Below are 18,069 nucleotides of genomic sequence, written 5' to 3'. Positions count from 1 at the left end.
ACTACCGATCTAACGTTGCAGAAAAACCTTACGCTTCCTGGCTGGGATTCGGAGCTGCACCACTGTCCCGACTCCAAATCTGCTAAATATCTCAACTCCATACTGCGTACCATATTGCAGCTTGATTCGTTGATCGATATTCCGAATCCCATAACCCGTTTCACTATCGCTCGTCGGCTTCAGTATTTCCTGGACCCTTGTCTGCTTCATCCCCATTCCATCATCAATAATGCGATACAAAATGTCTTCCCCTACCTTACGCGCAACGATTCGAATATGAATACGGTCGCCACTCCAAGCGTGCTTAAGGACATTCTCAATAAATGGCTGCAAAATAAGCTTAATCGTTTCGTAGGGCCAAATATTCACATCAATATCAAACGTCACTTCCAAGCGATGGCCATACTTAACCTTCTGGATTCCCAGATATGCATTGGATTGATCGATTTCCGATGATATCGGAATCAAAGTGCGCCCGGAATTCAACGTTAGTCGATAAAACTTGGCGAGCTGGACCACCATTTTCTGTAGCTTCTCATTTTCTCCGAACTTAGCTAATCGATTAATCGAAGATAACGTATTATACAGAAAGTGTGGATTTATTTGCAGCTGCAGCATTTCAAGCTCTGCTTCTTTCTTCTGTAGCTGTGTTAAATATACTTTATTGATCAGTGCCTCGACGTCCTCTCCCATCCCATTAAGAGCAGTCGCAATTTGTGAAAATTCATCCTTACCTCTATAAGCGATTCTTTTGTGCAAATCCCCCTCACGAAATGCATTCAGCACAGACACAAACTTCATAATCCGAATAGCAAAATAACGGGATATGAAGATGCCCGCAAACGTAAACAAAACGAAACACAGCACGCACATAATCACAATAAATGTCCGGACCTTCTTCGCTTCATGTTCCATAATGGTCATGGGGACCTGTGCCACAATTGTCCATTCTTGTTTATCCATCGTCTCGGATATTGTGATGTAGTTGTCTTCCGAATGAGATTTGTCACTTACATCGTTGAAGAGCTTACCGGAGGTATAAATGATTTCCCCCGCTTTGTCCTTCACCATAAGCCTTGTGCCGTCACCTAGTTTCGTGTAATCTACGCTTTCAAACAATTCAGTAAAACGGACACTAAATCTCATAACGCCAAGCTCTTTGAGCTTAAACGGATTATTCGTATCTACGATGCGCCTAATTAATGAAATACTACGGGTCTCAGCATCCTGCTCGACCTGCTTCCATTGCATCGTTTCACCATATTCTTCTTTAGGAATTTGATTGTACCAGGCTCTATCTTTAATTCGGCTCAAATAATAAATATCATAGGGCAGCACATCTGTTCCACTATTACTTAATTCGTCGCCCGACTGATAAATCTCATTCACCGATTCATTATGAAGATATACGGTCAGATGTTGACTGAAGCCTATCGATCGTGAAGCACCTTCTAGTTTCGGAACAATAACCTGGGTCATGCGGTTAAAGTTATCCATCCCTTTCATTTGAACCCGCAAGCTCTGAACAAGACTATAGTCATCATATAACAAGGAGGAAATGCGAGTAATATCATTCGTCTTATAGGACACATTATCTCTGATTTGCAGCATAGTGCCTTGAATATTCTGCTTTGTCTGCTTACGTATTGAAGTATTATACATGGAATTAGATACATAACCGTTAACCGAAACAAGAATCACAATAAAGATCATGTAGCTCAGCATTAATTTATATCCAATCGGAATATATCCGGGTCTTTTTATATATTTCTGAATCCCTGTCATAACTAGCTGCCCTCCGCTACTGCACCTTCTTACGATAATCTAGGGGTGTTAACCCGATTTTTTCCTTAAACTGCTTACTGAAATAAGGCAAATAGCGATATCCGACTTGGTCTGCAACCTCATAAATTTTCATTCCCGGCTCTTTCAGCAGCTCACAGGCTCGTTCCATGCGAAATTGTACAAGCAATTCATTGAAGGTATGGCCAGACTTTTCCTTAATAAGAAACCCCATATAACTAGGTGAAAATGAAAAATGCTCAGAGATATCCTTCAATGTAATGTTCTCGCTCATTCTTTCCTTAATAGTCTTCATCACACTTCGAATAAATTTGTTATTTAAAGTATTGGACTTCTCATGTAGTCGCTCCGATATCTCGAACACACGATGCACAAGCCAAGAACGAATATCGTTAATCGTATCGAACTGAAGTAAAATATCGAAATTTTGAAGCTCCATATCCAGTAATTCAAAAAAATCCTCATTAATCGAGCTTAAGTATTGCTCAAGCTTCCAAATGATATAGTTGGATAAATTATGAACCGTAAATTTGGAACGTAAGCTCGTTACCGACTGGAATAGATTTTCTAATTCATCATATATCCCGACAAGGTCATACTCAGTCATTGCTTTATGTAAAGCATCCATTCTAGTGACAAGCGTACGCGCATCAAGCATTTCGGGTTCCATCCGGACCTTCTCGTACTTGATCACAGTCCCTTTGCCTAGAAACATTTTGCCTTCAACCGCTTCAATCGCCTGCTGATAGGAGGAATGCAGCTCCGTAAGAGAAAATACCGGTTCCCCTAAACCCGTTGTAACCGATGCCTTTAATTGAAGCTGCATAGAATCGTATAGCTTCTCCATGCATGGATCAACGTCCTTCTCTTCTAGAAGAAGAGCAATCCGCTCAGCATTTATCTTGCAATAAGGAATATTACCATAGGCTTTAATGGATTCATTCATGTGCTGTAGGAAAATACGAGACATTTCTTGTTGTGCTTCAGGACTCTTTACTTTTCTTAAATCAACTTTGTCTATTTCTATAACGGCTACACGTATAGGCCAATCCAGCTTATCAAGATCGTGGGGCGCTAGAATTCTCGACCATGACTCCTCGTTATTCATTTCGCCCTCGAATAAACGAGTGAGCAGGTTTCCCTTCGCTATCGGGATCATTTGCCGATAAGCTTCCTCTACTTCTCGCTGCTTCCTCATCCCATCCAGGTCCTGCTTTACCTTCAGCAAGGTAGTAACAAGCTCACTATCATCCATAGGCTTCAACACATAGTTATACGCTTGTAATGACAATGCTTGCTGCACGTAGCTAAACTCTTGATATCCACTGACGAAAATAATGCGAATATGGGAACCTTGTTCTAACGCTATTCGAGCAAGCTCCAGCCCGGACATATAAGGCATATTGACATCGCTTACTAAGATATCAATCGGATACTGCTCCATGACCTCACGAGCGGATAGTGCATTATTAACTGCTCCCACAACCTCCATACCTAGCTCTGACCAAGGTATAAACTGTCGCATTCCTTCCAAATCCAGCTCTTCATCATCTACTAGTAAGACCTTATACATCTCGCCATCTCCCCCTAGAAGTCAAAGATATATTATTCTGATCTAAGCAGATCTAGATTGGAAAGCCATTTCTCTGTGATGAAATCTAGATAACGTTGAAATCCAATGGCCATGGATTGGTCATGGGCAAGATCTAATATTTTCAAAACCTCTTCATTCGTCCTGCCAAACATGGCATCTGCTCTTGCCTTTAGCCAAATATCCTTAACTTGCCGATAGATAGCCCCCTGTTCCGAATCCGGCATCGGGTGAAGGTTAATAAACGGTGTCGCATCGCCCTGCGACTTCCAAGTCACCTTATTCTGCCAGTAGGTTGCCCAGTTCTGTTTCGATTCTGGTAACAAGGCCTCGTATTTACTTTTCGTTTGATCTAAGAACACGGTGTTACCGACCCATACCATATCTCCTGAAATGGATTGAATATGAGCTAGACCTTCTGAATCTTCACTATATTTACTCGTAAACGAGGGGGTGACTCCATCTTCCTTGAGGCCGTTCCAATAACCATCCGGACCTGGAGGCCCCCACATTTGGACAGATGAGCCCTCCGGACCTGTCATCCAATCCAACATAGCGAATATCGCCTCCGGATTCTCAGCACTTGTCGTTATGGTAGCTACATTCCAGCCCAATATATTATATGTACCCGGGTAAATTCGACTTCTATCCAACCCTTCCTTATAGATCGGATCTATGAAGAAATAACCATCCTCGGGGTTGTTCTTCGATAGCTCGGCATTTGCCAACATCGCCATCTTCATCGGATCGGCGCTAGCAAATACGGCAACTCGACCGCTCATGAGCTTCTCACTTACCTGTTCCTCTGTCTGGGTCAACGCGTCTTGAGTCATCAACTCTTCACGCATCAGCTTTGCCACATATATCGCTGACTCTCGGAAGCCTTCATCTTTATAAATGGACGTCATTTGATCTCCGTTTGTAACCGCATAGTCCCTAGTAAAGCTGAAGTTATCCTCCTTGAACGCAGAGAACAGCTGATCAATGCCATGCCCTTCCTTAGCAATACCCGTTTCGAATGGGACAACCCCTGGGTAGGTCCTTTTTACCTGCTTTAAATAGTCATATAGATCATCCGTCGTCTCCAGCCTCGGGGAACCTAGCTCTCTATAGATCCTCTTGTTCACTACATAACCCGCATTGCCATTTGGTCGGTTCGTATAGTAGTTGGGAAAATAATAGATTTTCCCGTCTTCCGCACGGAGCAGATTTAATATCTTTGACCCTGCCCAATGTTTAAGATTAGGATACTTATTAATATAATCGTCTAGAGGTACAAGCTGACCCGCTCCTCTTAATCGCTCCAAATCGGAATCTCGCTGGCCCCAAATAATATCCGGTAGCTTTTTGCTGGCAATCAGCTTTTGAAGCTTTTGCTTACCGTTCCCTTCTGCGCCAATGGCCTTTACATTAATTTTCATATGCTCTTGAATCCACTTCGAAGAGGGGTCAGCGCCCCATTGCGGCATATTGTAAGAGCTGTAGTGTGCATAAAATGTAATATTTAGCGGTTCAACACCAAACCTATACAATCCATCTTCTTGCCTATTCCTATCACCATTTACTTCTTCAGGTATTACCGTTGAATCGGGGACAGTAGATCTATCCGCACCATTGCAGGCAGCTAAAATAGACATAATAACTACTAATGATAATAGATGCAGGAACCCATTTTTCATTTCGTTCACTACGCCATGCCCCCTTGTTCGCCTAATAAAAGCCATATCTAATATAACAATTTTTTGAGTTTAAAAATGCAAATAATACATATATATCCCAAGTGATCCAAAAGGATCCCTTGGGATGATTACAACCTTATTTGCCGAGAATCTTTCTATTCTCTTGCCATTTCTCTGTACGCCAGTCGAGAAGGGCTTGGTATCCAAGCTTCATTGCGGCGGTATCCGCATTGTTCAGTATTTTGTCGACCTCCTCATCGCTCTTAGCGGTCGCGGATTCCGATAGGATTTGTTCGAGTAGATCAGAAACGGATTGTAAAGTATCTCCAAGCGCTCCATCCGCTGGTGGATTTAGATTCGTTCTGAATTCTGTAATGTCGTTACCCGACGGCCAAGTAATCTCCTTCTGCCAACGAGCTTGCCAGTTTTGTTGATCAGCAGGCTTGGAATCTTCAAGCTTATTCTTAGCTGGGTCAATATAAATACTGTTTCCGGCGATGTTGACAAAATCATTTTTCGTTTGAATATCCGCTACTTCTTTAACATTATAAGTGTCTGTGAAATTTGGATATCCATTTTCGTCAAATCCATTCCAGTTGCCACCCTCTGGACCGAAGAATTGAATCGCCATACCCTCAGGGCTTGTATTATAATCCAAGAACGCGAAGATTTTCTCCGGATCTTCAGCTGAAGTTGTAATCACCGTTACGTTCCAGCCAAGCGCATCATAACCACCTGTAAATACTTTGCTGCTGTCAAGACCCGCCTTAACTAGCGGCTTGATCATGAAGTAACCGGCATTCGGATCGGATTTAATTAATTCATAATGACCTTGAGAAGCGTAAGTCGTAACACCAGAGCCTGCATAGACCGCTACGCGTCCAGCTATTAACTTCTCCAGCACCTTTCCTCTATCTTGCGTGAACATATCTTGAGAGATTAATTTCTCACGGTACAGCTTGGAAACAAATTTTTGAGACTCATGGAAAGCTGGATCAGCAAAGATAGAAGTGAGCTTATCACCCGTTACTGTGCCCATTATCTGGGATCCAAGGGATTGGTACAGTGCCCCCTCCTTAAATCCTGTGTACAATAAGCCAATACCTTGTGCATCTACCGTGCGATCTGGTTCGAATGGAATAACTTCTTTACCGTACTTTTCTTTGACTTGAACGAGATAGGCGTACAAATCGTCCATCGTTTCAAGTTTAGGAGAGCCTAGTTCTTCGTAGATTTTTTTGTTAACTACATAACCTGCTGTGTTCGTCGAGTGGTCCGTGTACCAGTTCGGGAACTGGTATAGCTTGCCATCTGGCATACGCAGCATATCAATAAATTTGTTGTCTAAAAATTTCTTTAAGTTTGGATATTTATCCAGGTAGTCGTCTAACGCAACGAGCTTACCCGCTTCATATAATCTACTAACGTCAGGTGAGAAGCGGTTACCATAGATGAGATCAGGAAGATCGCCAGAAGCCATCATTGTCGTCATAAGCTGAGCAGCATTACCTTTTCCTAGAATCGGTGTGATTTTGACTTTTTTATTTTCCTTCAAATACTTCCAGAATGGATTATCTTCCATCTTTGCCGGGAAGTCTTGCCAATCATAGTTGGTGAAGGCAGAGAATTCGAGAGGCTCGGAACCAAACACCCAGCCTTGCGGTGCAGGTGTCTCGCTGCTAGCACTAGGACTGCTAGCACTAGGACTGCTCTCAGCCGTTGAAGCCGCATTACTGCTCGGAGATGCCGATGAATCATTTTTGCCTCCATTACTACAACCAGCAAGTACAGTTGCAAGAATTAATACTACCGATACAGCAAGCAATAACGGCTTTTTAAAGTTCTTCATACCCATTTTTACCCCTCTCTAAACTGTTAATATGTTCAAAGCGATATACGCCCGAAACCAATAGGAAACGAACTATTCTTTCAAAGAGCCAACCAATACACCTTTAACGAAATACTTCTGCACGAAAGGATAAACGAGCATGATTGGCAGAGTGACGACCATAATCGTCGCATTGATGAGTGCCTTGGAGGTTAGACTCTTCTTGGCTAACCGCTCCGCTATCTCAGGGCTTAACGTATTGTTCATTTCTTGTATGAGATTCGCGTTAAGTATCCGTCTCAATACGGTTTGGACCGGCATCAGCTTTTCATTGAAAATGTAGATGGTTGGCATAAACCAGTCATTCCAATGCGCCACTGCCGTGAATAGCCCTAATGTAGCGATAATCGGTCCAGAAAGCGGAAGCACGATTCTGAAAAAGGTGCCCCAGTTGCCGCTGCCGTCGATTTGCGCCGATTCTTCAAGTCCTGCAGGCAAGCTCTTAAAGAAAGTACGGAAGACGATCATATTCCAAACGCTAATTAAAGCGGGAATAATGAATACCAAGAAGTTGTCCATCAAACCCAATGACCTGACTAGTAGGAACGTTGGCACCAGTCCGCCGCCGAAATACATTGTGAAGATGAAATATATGGTGTAGTACTTTTTCCCCATCAAATGATTTTTGGTTAATCCATAAGCGAGTAACGCCGTCATGAATATGGCAGTAACGGTACCGATCACCGTTCGGCTGATGGAAATAAAGAACGCGTTCATGAGATTATTATCACCGAAGACGACTTCATAATTGTCCAACGTGAAGGCTCGCGGCCAGAACGTTATGCCGCCCTTCGAGGTATCGAGACCTTCATTGAATGAAATAACTAAACCATTCCAGAAGGGGTATAGCGCAGAAAAGGATAACAGGATAAGGAATACGTATATACTTACTACCATAATTCGATCGCTATAGCTCAACCGCTTGAAACTCAACGTACTTCAACCCCCAGTATGATTTAAGTTTTACCACAGGCTGTTTCCAGATCTTCGAGCCAAGTAGTTTGCCGTCGTCAGAAGCCCAATACTCACGACTGCCTTGAACAATCCAACGGCAACGGCATATGAATATTTCGCGTTCTGCAAGCCAACCCGGTATACATACGTATCGATAACATCGGAAACCGGTCTAAGTGCGGGATTCTGAGCAAGAATCAAAATATCCTCGAATCCGGCATTCAGGAAGTTACCCATCGCAAGAATCATGAAGATCGTGATGACCGGCATAATTGTCGGTATCGTAATTAAGTAGATCTGCTTGAATTTGCTAGCCCCGTCAATGTCCGCCGCTTCGTACATGTGCGGATCTACGGAAGCGATTGCCGCCAGATATACGATGGAGGCAAACCCGATTTCCTTCCATACGTTCGTTGAAACTAGAATCGCCCAGAAATATTCATTAATAGAAAGAAAGTTGATCGGCTCATTAATTGCCCCCACACTCTCCAGCAAAATATTAACGCTTCCATTTTCCGTCGAGAGCAATGACATGACTAAGCCGCCCACGATAACCCAAGACATAAAGTGAGGCAAATAAGTAATCGTTTGCACAAAACGTTTGAAAGCCATATGACGAACTTCATTCAGCATAAGAGCCAAGATGATCGGTGCCGGAAAGCCTATAAGGAATTTCAGTAGGCTAACAATAATCGTATTTCTCATAATCGTATTGAAAGCCGGCGCATTAAAGAAAGCTTCGAAATGCTTGAAACCTACCCATGGGTTTTCGAAGATATGCGCCCCAGAAAACACGTTATAATCCATGAACGCAGTAAGAACGCCGTACATTGGAATGTAGGAAAATACAAAGACCAACAAAATCCCAGGCCAAACCATCAGCTGAATATCCCATTGCTTAGACAGTTTACTGAAGAAGCCTTTCTCCCTAAACTCGCCCTGCTGCGGCGGAATCGCTGCATACTGCCGTTTTGTCGTTGCTTGCGACATGCTCATCCCCCATAATGAAATGTTCTTATATTTCGTTTTAGACTTTTCTTGAAAGTCCCCTAGCTTCGTTACTTTTATATTCTACCCCCCTAAAATTTACGAAACTATATAACAAAAACCCGATTGTTTACACTTCCCCATGAACAATCTGATCTTAGAGCAGAAACAAAAAAAAAGAGGCTTCATTAGCCTCCACGTTGTGTTTTTAACACCCAAACTTTTTACGATCTACTGTCATAACCTATTTATGTGCATTATTGCATACCTCTTCTACTGAACGACCTTCTATTTAGAAGGTCGTCTTTTTTATATCGGAGTAAATAACGTTTTGATATGCTGTATATTCCAGTACACTTTATCCCCAGTGGCATTCAAGAGTTCAACAACAGGGTTATCCACCTTCTGAAGCAAGCCAATTTTATCAGGTTGATCATCCAGATCGATCATAACCATTTTCCCCTCAAGCCTTTTACATTGTGCTTCAAAGGTTTGACCTACTGTACCTGGGTGTACGGGTGGGAACATACTGCCAGGAAAGGGAGGTGTGGAGTCGATACGATACGGGCTCAACCATTTCACATGGCTCATAGAAATATACAACGATTTATAGATGGGGGAATAGAATACAAAGTAATCATTAATTACACTCGTGATATAGCCATGAATGGGTTTATTACCAGCTACATAGATTTCCACAAATCGTCCTGTTGCATTTTCTAGTGCCTTTCGGAATGTCAGACTTACGGGTCGATAGTCCATGTCAATCTCTTCATCTGAGGGGCTATTCGATTGCAGACTTACTTTGACGTTCTTTACATGCAGTAAAGAGACATACAAATACTTTTGTTGAAAAAATAAAACCAGCATGTCGTGTCCCACATCGATTAGTGTTCCTGAAAAAATACAGCTTCTTGCGATTTCTACATCTACTTGCTGACCTACTAATCGTTGAAGATGACTCATATTAGAACCCTCCCTTTCATGACTGACTTAGAAGATCCAATGCACCCAATACGCTAGGAGAACTAATGTAAAGCACAAGCTGATCGGAATGACACGAAAGGTCACCTTCATATAGTCGCCCCAGGTTATTTTCACCTTACCCTTCTTGACAATATGCATCCACATCAAGGTTGCAAGGGTACCGATGGGTAACAGAAGTGAACCTAAGTCGCTACCGATTACACTTGCCAAGTAGGAGATTTTTAAGGTAAGGGGATCAAGCCCCATATTGGTTAAAGTAAGTGTTCCGACCATTAAAGCGGGATGGTTATTGAAAATGTTAGACAAGATGGACAACAAGACTCCCATCGCAACACTAGCTTGAAGCAAGCCGCCCGTGACAATCGGTTGTATTTGATGGATGAGCCACTGCGTTAATCCGATATTGTTCAAGCCGTAAATAATGACATACATCGAGAATGCAAAGATGAGAATATACCATGGTGTTTTCTTGATCATGTCCCTAGGAGAAACCTTCAAGTAATACCAACGCCATGCTAATAAGAGAGTTGAGCCAATAACCGCCATTAAAGGAACCGGAAAGTGTACGAAGGAAGCTGCGAAAAGACTTAATCGGACTGCAAATACGAAAATAAGAATATTTCTCATGAATTTCGTCGTAATCTTCTTAGGAATAAGCTCGGCGTCACCCTTCAACGGGTGATCTCCCTTCTCCGTCATGAGATGCCAATGTCCTTGCTTGAGAGCGGGTAGTTTATGAGGTAGCACTTTGTAGAAATTAGCAAACAACAAGAGAGAAAGTAGCACTAGCCCTAGAGTCGCTGGAACAAACATCATTGCCGTGTGCATATAGAGGTCCATATGAACAATCTTAAGTGCAATGAGATTGACGATATTACTAACTCCAATTGGAGCGCTGGAGGCAGTTGCTATTAAGGCGCCAGACAATAAATAGGGTATTTTCTGATGGTTTTTAAGCCCTAAACGATGAAGTAGCATTAATAGAATAGGTGTTGTAATTAATATACTGCCGTCATTGTTGACAAAGAGGGTCATTAGGAAGCAGAGAAGGTTCGTGTACCAGAATAGTCGGATTCCGGATCCTTTGGCTTTCGCAGCCAGTTTCTCCGCCGCCCAATGAAAGAATCCAAAGCTTTCTAATACAATGGCCATTACGATGGTTGCCATAATGGTCACGGCTGCTCCGCCTATCGTTTCCGTAATATTCCCTAGATCCGTTAATGAAACACTTCCGCTAAAGAGAACAATAATCGCACCAATCGTTGCTGGGATCGCCTCATTCACATGAGGACGCCAGAATATAAAGGCGACGGTGCACAAAAAGGCAGCAATCGTTGTAATAATCATGATGTCATGCATTTGCCCTACCTCTTCTCAAATTACTTTTTCTCTGATCTACCCCTTCATTTGCTAGCCTTACTGAATCAAATTAGCTATACCGTCATTCCTCCCTCCCTCTTATTTGTTTTGTATTTACATTTGCATTGTATGAATTTGAAGCATAGCTAGTACTACGCAATATCCTCATTTCTCATTATTCCAACGAATTGCTCTCCTTTACACTTAGCTATGAATGACGTTTGCCTGTAGAAGATAGCTACCTATTCGTACAATTCTCTATCAATGGCATATTGCTATGAATGACGTTTGCCTAGCTTTTTTACATCAAAAAAAGAAGAGACTGCCTCGGAAGGTACGTGCAGATTTGAGAGAGGAGATTCGACCGCTCGGATCGGCTTAGCGCAGCATTTCGAGTTTCGGCGAAAACTCCCCTTTCTATTTCCCTAATTTTTCACATTTAATGTATTGACAAATAATTATTTTTATGTTATAATATAATATTTTTCTATTTACATTTTTTAAATATTTCTTACAATAAAGAGTAGAGACCCCGGCCGGGAACCCTCCATCATTCCAAGGAGCGTGAACCTAAGTGCTTATTGATCAAGGTATTGCTATGCTTTCTATAACCGCCCCTGTTCTGGGCCGCATGGACACCATCCATCCCGTTCTACTATGGAACGATCAGGACTTGGTACTCATAGATACGGGGTTTCCCCGTCAGACCAAACAACTTCAGGCTGAAGCCGCCTCCTATGGAGTAGACCTCGGACAACTGAATCGAATCATCATCACGCACCAGGACATCGATCATATTGGCAATTTGCAGGATTTAGTGGAGGGCTCACATTCACGGATTGAAGTTTCGGCACATGCCATTGAAAAGCCCTACATTCAAGGGGACAAAAGACTTCTTCGCTTCACGGACGAAGCAATCGCAAGTCTGGATCATCTCCCTGACACTGTGCCAGAATCCTTTCGAGTAGGACTCCGCACTCTTATGCTTAACCCTCCGCGGGCCACAGTCGATCTCGTTATTGCTGACGGTGATCGTCTACCTTGGTGTGGTGGCATCATCATTATTGATACTCCGGGCCATACTCCAGGGCACATCAGTCTCTATCATGAAGCCTCTCGCACATTAATTGCGGGTGATGCCCTTACCGTAAGGGATGGACAGCTATGGGGAACAGACCTCAGCACAACATTAGATCAACCTACTGCTCAAGCTTCTATTGCGAAGCTAACTGCCTTCGATATCAAATCGGTGGTTTGTTACCATGGCGGATTATTTAACGATAATGTGGGGAAAAGACTTGCAGAGCTTGCATGTGAAAAGGAATAACGACTGAACCGATCAAATCGAAAATCGAACAGAAAAACAAACAGGTAATGCAAAAAGAGCTGCAGCAGGTCACAATACCTGTTACAGCTCTCCAATAATTGATCGCAAGCTCGGGTTTAGTCTAATTCTCGATAATGACATTAGCTAGTTTGAGATTAACCGGGTTGGCAATTGTGTCTCCAACAGGGCATTTGCTCTCTAAAAAGTGAACAAATTCTTCAACCTTCTCTTTTGGTGAATCTGTTTTGACATAAAATGTATAACGGATATCGGAGTAGCCTGGACGGACATCCGATTTGTTGAAGAATCCATCGAGATCAAGATCCCCTTCTACCTCCACACGGAAATCATCAAGTTTAACGCCAAACTTAGGTGCATAAACCCTCGCTACGATAGATTGGCAAGCTCCAAGTGAGGCAAGTAGAGCTTCCACTGGATTCATCCCAGTATCCGTTCCACCCAAGCTCTTTGGTTCATCGATGGTTAGCTCGAAGTGTCTACTCGTCGTTTTAACTTTAACTCCATCTAGCAGTTGCGCTGTTGCTTTAAAGGTTTGGACATTAGCCATATTATAATCTCCTTTAATAAGTCCCGATCCCAGCGTATAATACCAACCTGTTTACTGGGTATTAGGTTTATTATAGGTAGATTTAGAGTCACAGTCAATAACCGTTCATCACAAATGCTCTACAGAATGAATCTCGCTCATACATCGACGATACTCCGAGGGTGTGTTGCCGTTCTTCTTACGGAAAATTTGCGAGAAGTGGCGCATGTCTGGGTAGCCCACACGTTCAGAGATGTCGGTGATTTTCAGATCGGATGTCCGAAGTAGCTCCATAGCACGCTCAAGTCGAAGGTGAGTGATATACTCCTTGAACCCACTGCCAGTCTTCTGTTTAAACAATTGACTGAAGTAAACTGGGTTCAAATAAACGATGGCAGCGACCTTCTCCAAGCTCAGCTCTGTATGAAAATGCGTCTTAATATATTGAAACGCGACTTCAATCGACTGACCTCCACCACTTGCATAATGGTCGTATACTGTACTAGCGGAAGCTTTGCGCATGCTTTGCACTTCAGCAGGAACCTTAGCGAAATCTGAAATACGATCCGTATGAAGCACCTGGAACGGTGCTTTCACATATCTCTTCAAGTGGCTGCGCAATTGCTCTACTAACTGGTGCATGCTACTTTCTTCACTCAATGTGACCAAGCCTAGCAAACTCTTCCCATCGATGCTAGCTACGAACCCTCGGCCCATGGATTCAATCAATTCCGTAAGAACATTTTCTACTATAAAATGCTCCACACGCACATCAAGGTCACTTTCCATCTTGATCATGAGGAGTTGAAAATACGGATGATTTTCAATAAAAGGCTTAAGGTCGATTCCCCCCAGATCAAGTCCGGACGCCCAACGGGCAAACACAGCCTCCCGAAGGAACCGTAAATTTCCCTTTAAGAGGTATACATCCTTAGACAATTCATTCTCCCTGGCGATTTCATCCCCTAATTTACTAATCATACTAATCAGAATGTCCTTGCCAATCGGCTTGAGCAAGTATTCCTTAGCCCCCAGATGAACTGCCTCTTTCGCGTAGGCGAACTCAGAGTATGCGGATATCACAACCCATTTGACATGGGCATGGCTTCTACGGGAAATTTCCATTAACTGAAGTCCTGTCATCCCAGGCATGCGCACATCCGTAAGGACAAGATCAATTGCTTCGCTGTTGAGCTGCTGAATGGCCTCTGCCGGATTCGTAGCAAGAAGGATGCGGTGCTCCGGGAAGCTTCGCTTAATCGTCCTTTCAATCCCACTTCTGATGACATCTTCATCGTCGACGACAAGAATATTCATCCTAATACCCTCTTTCGATCGAAATAGGAATCGTCACAATGACAGTCGTTCCAAGCTCCTTCTGGCTTTCGATCTCAATCCCATAGCATTCGCCGAACATTAAGCCAATGCGCCGATGCACGTTCTGCAAGCCGATTCCACGTCTACCAGACGGCTGCGCACCACTCGCATTGCTACTTACATCACGAAGAGAATGAGTAAGCCGCTGGAGTGCTTCCTCCTCCATCCCCACGCCATTGTCCTCCACGATGATTTGCAAATATCCGTCCATTTCCATCGACGAAATACGCAACAAACCTGGACGGTTCAGTGGCTCCAGTCCATATTTCACAGAGTTCTCGATGATAGGCTGCAAAATCATTTTGGGAACCTCAATATCCATCCAACGCTCATCCACCTCGAATGTGGTTTGAACGCGTCCGCCGAGCCGGGTTTCCGCAATAATCAAATAATGGCGCAGCTGGTCGAGCTCACGACGAAGGGTAGCGCGAGAAGCATCCTCCCAATCACTACTGTAACGAAAGATCTGTGACAGGGCTAAAATCACCTTGCCTAGCCGGTCATTCTCTCGTTCGTCAAGCATCCAATAAATCATGTCCAGCGTATTAAATAGAAAATGAGGGTTCACCTGGGATTGTAGCGCCTGAAGCTGTGCGTTCTTCTCACTTAAAGAGGCTATCTTTATACGATCAATCAAATCATCCATTTGATATACCATTCGATTAAAGGAACCCACCAACACGTTAAGCTCCTGGTAGGATTGCACATGAACTTGACCATTAAAGTTACCAAGCTCCACTTGTTTCATCTGGTGGATCAGTCGTTTGAACGGCGATGAGAAGGAACGAGATACAAGTGTCGCTAGTACGGTTGCCGCAATGACTAGCACAATAATGACAGTCAATAGAAACCGTTGCGTCTCCTTGAGTTCAAGCTTGAGATCTCGTTTCGGCGTAATACTGATGACCGTCCAATCCGCCATACCAATCCGAGCCGCGGTGATCAAAGAGTTCTCACGCTCATTAATCATCACTTCGCCGATTCCCAGAGAGCCAGGCCAACCAGACGGAACGATTTCCATTCCATCCTCCACCGGTTTCGTGCGGATGATCTCCTCTCCCTCCGAGCCTTGGATGATTACGCTGCTTCCTGGTCCCAAGCTGGCGTTCGAGAGCGCTGATACGATAGAGTCCACTTCAGTCTCGATCAACACAATACCGACCCTCTTTAATGCAGTAAGCTCGAACAATTGGCGGCCGAATGCGAACACAGGCCGCTCGATCCCTCCGCTCAGGAGTGATTCGGGATACACACCCAGCCACATCATTTTACCGGATGATTGCTTAAGAGCTTCGAACCATTTCGTCTCCGAGTACTCCCGTACAGCAGCGCCTACGGAACGGTCGAAGCTAAACACTTTACCCTGATAGGTTACGATATGGATACCGACAATATCGTTACGCGAATAGAAAATAGCCCCTAGAATGTCGGTAATACGCCGCTCAAGATCAACTCCCTCGGCAGATTGATCCGATGATGGATTCCGTAGCAGCCTCATCAGCTCATTGTTGCTATTCAAAGCTTTGGTTACGCTGTCATATCCTTTGAGCATAAGCTCGAATAAGCCTACCGTCTGCGAAATGTTCTTCTCGGCGACGACGCTCACTTTGTCCCGGATTTGATCCGTCGCCCGCTGATAATAGACCAAGCTGACGATAAGAAGCAACCCAAGCATGGAGAATAGGAATATTAAGAAAAGACGGCCGTGTATCGATCGGAAGTTTATCATAATTCCAATATTACCCTTTTACAGCGCCTGCGACCATGCCCTTTGTGATTTTTTCCGAGAGTAGGAAGTAAATCAGAATAACCGGTAAAGCACCGAGTACGAGAAAGGCACCAATCGCTCCGTAATTGACCGAATATTGGCTGACAAAGCTATACACTCCGAAAGGAAGGGTTTTGAGCTTCTCAGATGAGATGAACGTAGCCGCCAAAATATACTCGTTCCAGACACTAATAAAAGCTAGGATGCACACCGTCATAATCGGCGGAATTGAGACTGGGAGCATAATGTTACCGAAGATTCGGAACACTCCAGCTCCATCCATGACCGCTGATTCTTCGATTTCTTGAGGAAACGTCTTCATAAATCCGCTCATTATAAAAACAGCAATCGGTGTTTGAAAAGCAATATAAGGTAATATCAGGGACAGATGCGTGTTCAAGATATCCATGCCCTTGAATATTTTCATGAGCGGGAGCAATGTTGCTTGAATCGGGATCATCATTCCGAGTAGGAAAACAAGCAGGACGAGCTGACCGTATTTCCAGCGAAATCGAGTTATCGCGAACGCTGTCAGCGAAGCCAATAGGATAACACACGTTAAGGTGACAACCGTTACTAGTAAGCTATTAGATAGATATTTCCAGTAGTTCCCTCCCTCGATAGCTGAGGAATAATTACTCCATTGCCATACTGATGGTAGGGAAAAGAAGCTACCCGATAGGATTTCTTCATTGGTCTTGAGCGAATAGATGAGCAGCCAGATGAGCGGATATAGCTGTGTGATAATGAGTATGCCCAAGAAGATAAATACAAGAGCTTTCGTGATGGAGAAGCGGCTGCGTTGAACATGGACAACAGGCTGCTTAGTAACCGTTACACTTGCAGATTGGCTCATGCGGAGCGCCTCCCTTTTTACGAGAATCGTTTGTCTAATCTGTTAAACAGCAGGTTAACCAGCATTGTAGCCGCGAGGCAAACGACAACTAGAAATGAGGCAATGGCACTACCGTATCCATACTTCATGGATAGGAATGACATGTTGTACATATGGCTGGATATCACGTCAGTTGTGTGTGCGGGCCCCCCACCCGTCATGACCATAATGAGATCAAACGACTGGAGAGAGCCGATAAATGAAAGCACGACGGAAATTTTGAAAATAGGGACGATCATAGGTAACGTAATGTATCGATCAGCTTGGAAGCCTTCTGCACCATCAATCTTGGCGGCTTCGTAAATATCGGCTGGAATGTTCTGAATACCCGTAAATTGAATGAGAATGTGGTAGCCCAAATACTGCCAAAGAGCAACGATTATAATGGAGTAAATGGCCACCTTCGGTTCAGTCAACCAAGAATGAGTCCAGGAATCTAAGCCAAGCTTGATTAAGAGTTGATTAATCATCCCCCCCATGGATGCGGGGTTATAGATGGTCTTCCATAATTGACCGATGACGACTACGGATAGGATGACGGGAAGGAAATAACTCGAAACAAGAAAGCTCGGTCTGCGAACGTACCGGCTGATCAATATCGCTACGAACAACGCAATTGGCAATTGAACTAGCATGGAGAACCCAGCCAGCAGTAGCGTTCGACCAACCGTAGGCCAGAATATGGCATCGTTCGTAAACATTTTATTGTAATTGGCGAAACCGATGAATTTGGAAACACCGATTCCATTCCAATCTAACATTCCGCTGTAAATGGAGACGGTAATCGGAACGAACACTAGACAGACATATAGGAGCAAGCATGGCAGCACGAATGCCGCAATCGTCCAGCGGGATACTTTCAATATGTTCATGGCCTTCGCCTCCTTCACACCTCTCGTCGATGACG

The 18,069-nt window shown here is 43.8% G+C and carries 14 protein-coding genes; 1 reads left to right on the top strand and 13 read right to left on the bottom strand.

Annotation, left to right across the window (positions count from 1 at the left end; all coding sequences use genetic code 11):
- Nucleotides 1–9: 9 nt before the first annotated feature.
- From M1K58_RS19480 to M1K58_RS19445, 8 genes are all read right to left on the bottom strand, one after another.
- Complete coding sequence (locus M1K58_RS19480; RefSeq protein WP_256760543.1) at nt 10–1,785, bottom strand: sensor histidine kinase; 1,776 nt, start codon at nt 1,783–1,785, stop codon at nt 10–12.
- A 16-nt stretch (nt 1,786–1,801) separates the two neighbouring features.
- Nucleotides 1,802–3,376 (bottom strand): response regulator, encoded by a 1,575-nt coding sequence (locus M1K58_RS19475; RefSeq protein ID WP_256760542.1) that lies wholly within the window; start codon nt 3,374–3,376, stop codon nt 1,802–1,804.
- Nucleotides 3,377–3,408: 32 nt separating this feature from the next.
- Nucleotides 3,409–5,073 (bottom strand): extracellular solute-binding protein, encoded by a 1,665-nt coding sequence (locus tag M1K58_RS19470; protein WP_256760678.1) that lies wholly within the window; start codon nt 5,071–5,073, stop codon nt 3,409–3,411.
- Nucleotides 5,074–5,209: 136 nt separating this feature from the next.
- Nucleotides 5,210–6,922, bottom strand: a complete 1,713-nt coding sequence (locus tag M1K58_RS19465) for a type 2 periplasmic-binding domain-containing protein (protein ID WP_256760541.1) — start codon at nt 6,920–6,922, stop codon at nt 5,210–5,212.
- A 72-nt stretch (nt 6,923–6,994) separates the two neighbouring features.
- Nucleotides 6,995–7,858: a carbohydrate ABC transporter permease gene (locus M1K58_RS19460; RefSeq protein ID WP_256760677.1), complete on the bottom strand. Its 864-nt coding sequence runs from the start codon at nt 7,856–7,858 to the stop codon at nt 6,995–6,997.
- A gap of 66 nt (nt 7,859–7,924) precedes the next feature.
- Entirely contained in the window at nt 7,925–8,905 is a 981-nt protein-coding gene (locus tag M1K58_RS19455; protein ID WP_256760540.1) for an ABC transporter permease, read from the bottom strand.
- Between the two features lie 306 nt (nt 8,906–9,211).
- Nucleotides 9,212–9,868, bottom strand: coding sequence for a DUF2642 domain-containing protein (locus M1K58_RS19450; RefSeq protein ID WP_256760539.1), 657 nt, complete (start codon nt 9,866–9,868; stop codon nt 9,212–9,214).
- Between the two features lie 27 nt (nt 9,869–9,895).
- Nucleotides 9,896–11,248: an arsenic transporter gene (locus M1K58_RS19445; RefSeq protein ID WP_256760538.1), complete on the bottom strand. Its 1,353-nt coding sequence runs from the start codon at nt 11,246–11,248 to the stop codon at nt 9,896–9,898.
- 574 nt (nt 11,249–11,822) lie between these two features.
- On the opposite strand from M1K58_RS19445, the gene M1K58_RS19440 reads away from it, so the two are divergent.
- On the top strand, nt 11,823–12,575 hold the full coding sequence (locus tag M1K58_RS19440; RefSeq protein WP_372339186.1) for an MBL fold metallo-hydrolase: 753 nt from the start codon (nt 11,823–11,825) through the stop codon (nt 12,573–12,575).
- Between the two features lie 121 nt (nt 12,576–12,696).
- On the opposite strand, the gene M1K58_RS19435 is transcribed toward M1K58_RS19440, so the two are convergent.
- The 5 genes from M1K58_RS19435 to M1K58_RS19415 all read right to left on the bottom strand — a co-directional run bounded on the left by M1K58_RS19435 (nt 12,697) and on the right by M1K58_RS19415 (nt 18,034).
- Nucleotides 12,697–13,143 carry an OsmC family protein gene (locus tag M1K58_RS19435; RefSeq protein ID WP_256760537.1) on the bottom strand — a complete coding sequence of 149 codons (447 nt, stop codon included), beginning with the start codon at nt 13,141–13,143 and terminating at the stop codon, nt 12,697–12,699.
- 108 nt (nt 13,144–13,251) lie between these two features.
- Nucleotides 13,252–14,439, bottom strand: a complete 1,188-nt coding sequence (locus M1K58_RS19430) for a response regulator transcription factor (RefSeq protein ID WP_256760536.1) — start codon at nt 14,437–14,439, stop codon at nt 13,252–13,254.
- A gap of 1 nt (nt 14,440) precedes the next feature.
- Entirely contained in the window at nt 14,441–16,228 is a 1,788-nt protein-coding gene (locus M1K58_RS19425) for a sensor histidine kinase (protein ID WP_256760535.1), read from the bottom strand.
- A 10-nt stretch (nt 16,229–16,238) separates the two neighbouring features.
- Nucleotides 16,239–17,123, bottom strand: coding sequence for a carbohydrate ABC transporter permease (locus tag M1K58_RS19420; protein ID WP_256760534.1), 885 nt, complete (start codon nt 17,121–17,123; stop codon nt 16,239–16,241).
- Nucleotides 17,124–17,140: 17 nt separating this feature from the next.
- A complete protein-coding gene (locus M1K58_RS19415) occupies nt 17,141–18,034 on the bottom strand; it encodes a carbohydrate ABC transporter permease (protein WP_256760533.1) in 894 nt (297 codons plus the stop codon).
- Nucleotides 18,035–18,069 lie beyond the last annotated feature (35 nt).

Source organism: Cohnella sp. WQ 127256, from assembly GCF_024519285.1.
GTDB lineage: Bacteria > Bacillota > Bacilli > Paenibacillales > Paenibacillaceae > Cohnella.
The sequence above is the reverse complement of the archived record's forward strand: the minus strand, read 5'-3'. Positions and strand labels throughout refer to the sequence as shown.

Excerpts from the sequence above, each read along its gene's own strand:
- M1K58_RS19480 (WP_256760543.1), bottom strand. The coding sequence starts at position 1,785 with ATGACAGGGATTCAGAAATATATAAAAAGACCCGGATATATTCCGATT.
- M1K58_RS19475 (WP_256760542.1), bottom strand. The coding sequence starts at position 3,376 with ATGTATAAGGTCTTACTAGTAGATGATGAAGAGCTGGATTTGGAAGGA.
- M1K58_RS19470 (WP_256760678.1), bottom strand. The coding sequence starts at position 5,073 with ATGAAAAATGGGTTCCTGCATCTATTATCATTAGTAGTTATTATGTCT.
- M1K58_RS19465 (WP_256760541.1), bottom strand. The coding sequence starts at position 6,922 with ATGAAGAACTTTAAAAAGCCGTTATTGCTTGCTGTATCGGTAGTATTA.
- M1K58_RS19460 (WP_256760677.1), bottom strand. The coding sequence starts at position 7,858 with ATGGTAGTAAGTATATACGTATTCCTTATCCTGTTATCCTTTTCTGCG.
- M1K58_RS19455 (WP_256760540.1), bottom strand. The coding sequence starts at position 8,905 with ATGTCGCAAGCAACGACAAAACGGCAGTATGCAGCGATTCCGCCGCAG.
- M1K58_RS19450 (WP_256760539.1), bottom strand. The coding sequence starts at position 9,868 with ATGAGTCATCTTCAACGATTAGTAGGTCAGCAAGTAGATGTAGAAATC.
- M1K58_RS19445 (WP_256760538.1), bottom strand. The coding sequence starts at position 11,248 with ATGCATGACATCATGATTATTACAACGATTGCTGCCTTTTTGTGCACC.
- M1K58_RS19435 (WP_256760537.1), bottom strand. The coding sequence starts at position 13,143 with ATGGCTAATGTCCAAACCTTTAAAGCAACAGCGCAACTGCTAGATGGA.
- M1K58_RS19430 (WP_256760536.1), bottom strand. The coding sequence starts at position 14,439 with ATGAATATTCTTGTCGTCGACGATGAAGATGTCATCAGAAGTGGGATT.
- M1K58_RS19425 (WP_256760535.1), bottom strand. The coding sequence starts at position 16,228 with ATGATAAACTTCCGATCGATACACGGCCGTCTTTTCTTAATATTCCTA.
- M1K58_RS19420 (WP_256760534.1), bottom strand. The coding sequence starts at position 17,123 with ATGAGCCAATCTGCAAGTGTAACGGTTACTAAGCAGCCTGTTGTCCAT.
- M1K58_RS19415 (WP_256760533.1), bottom strand. The coding sequence starts at position 18,034 with ATGAACATATTGAAAGTATCCCGCTGGACGATTGCGGCATTCGTGCTG.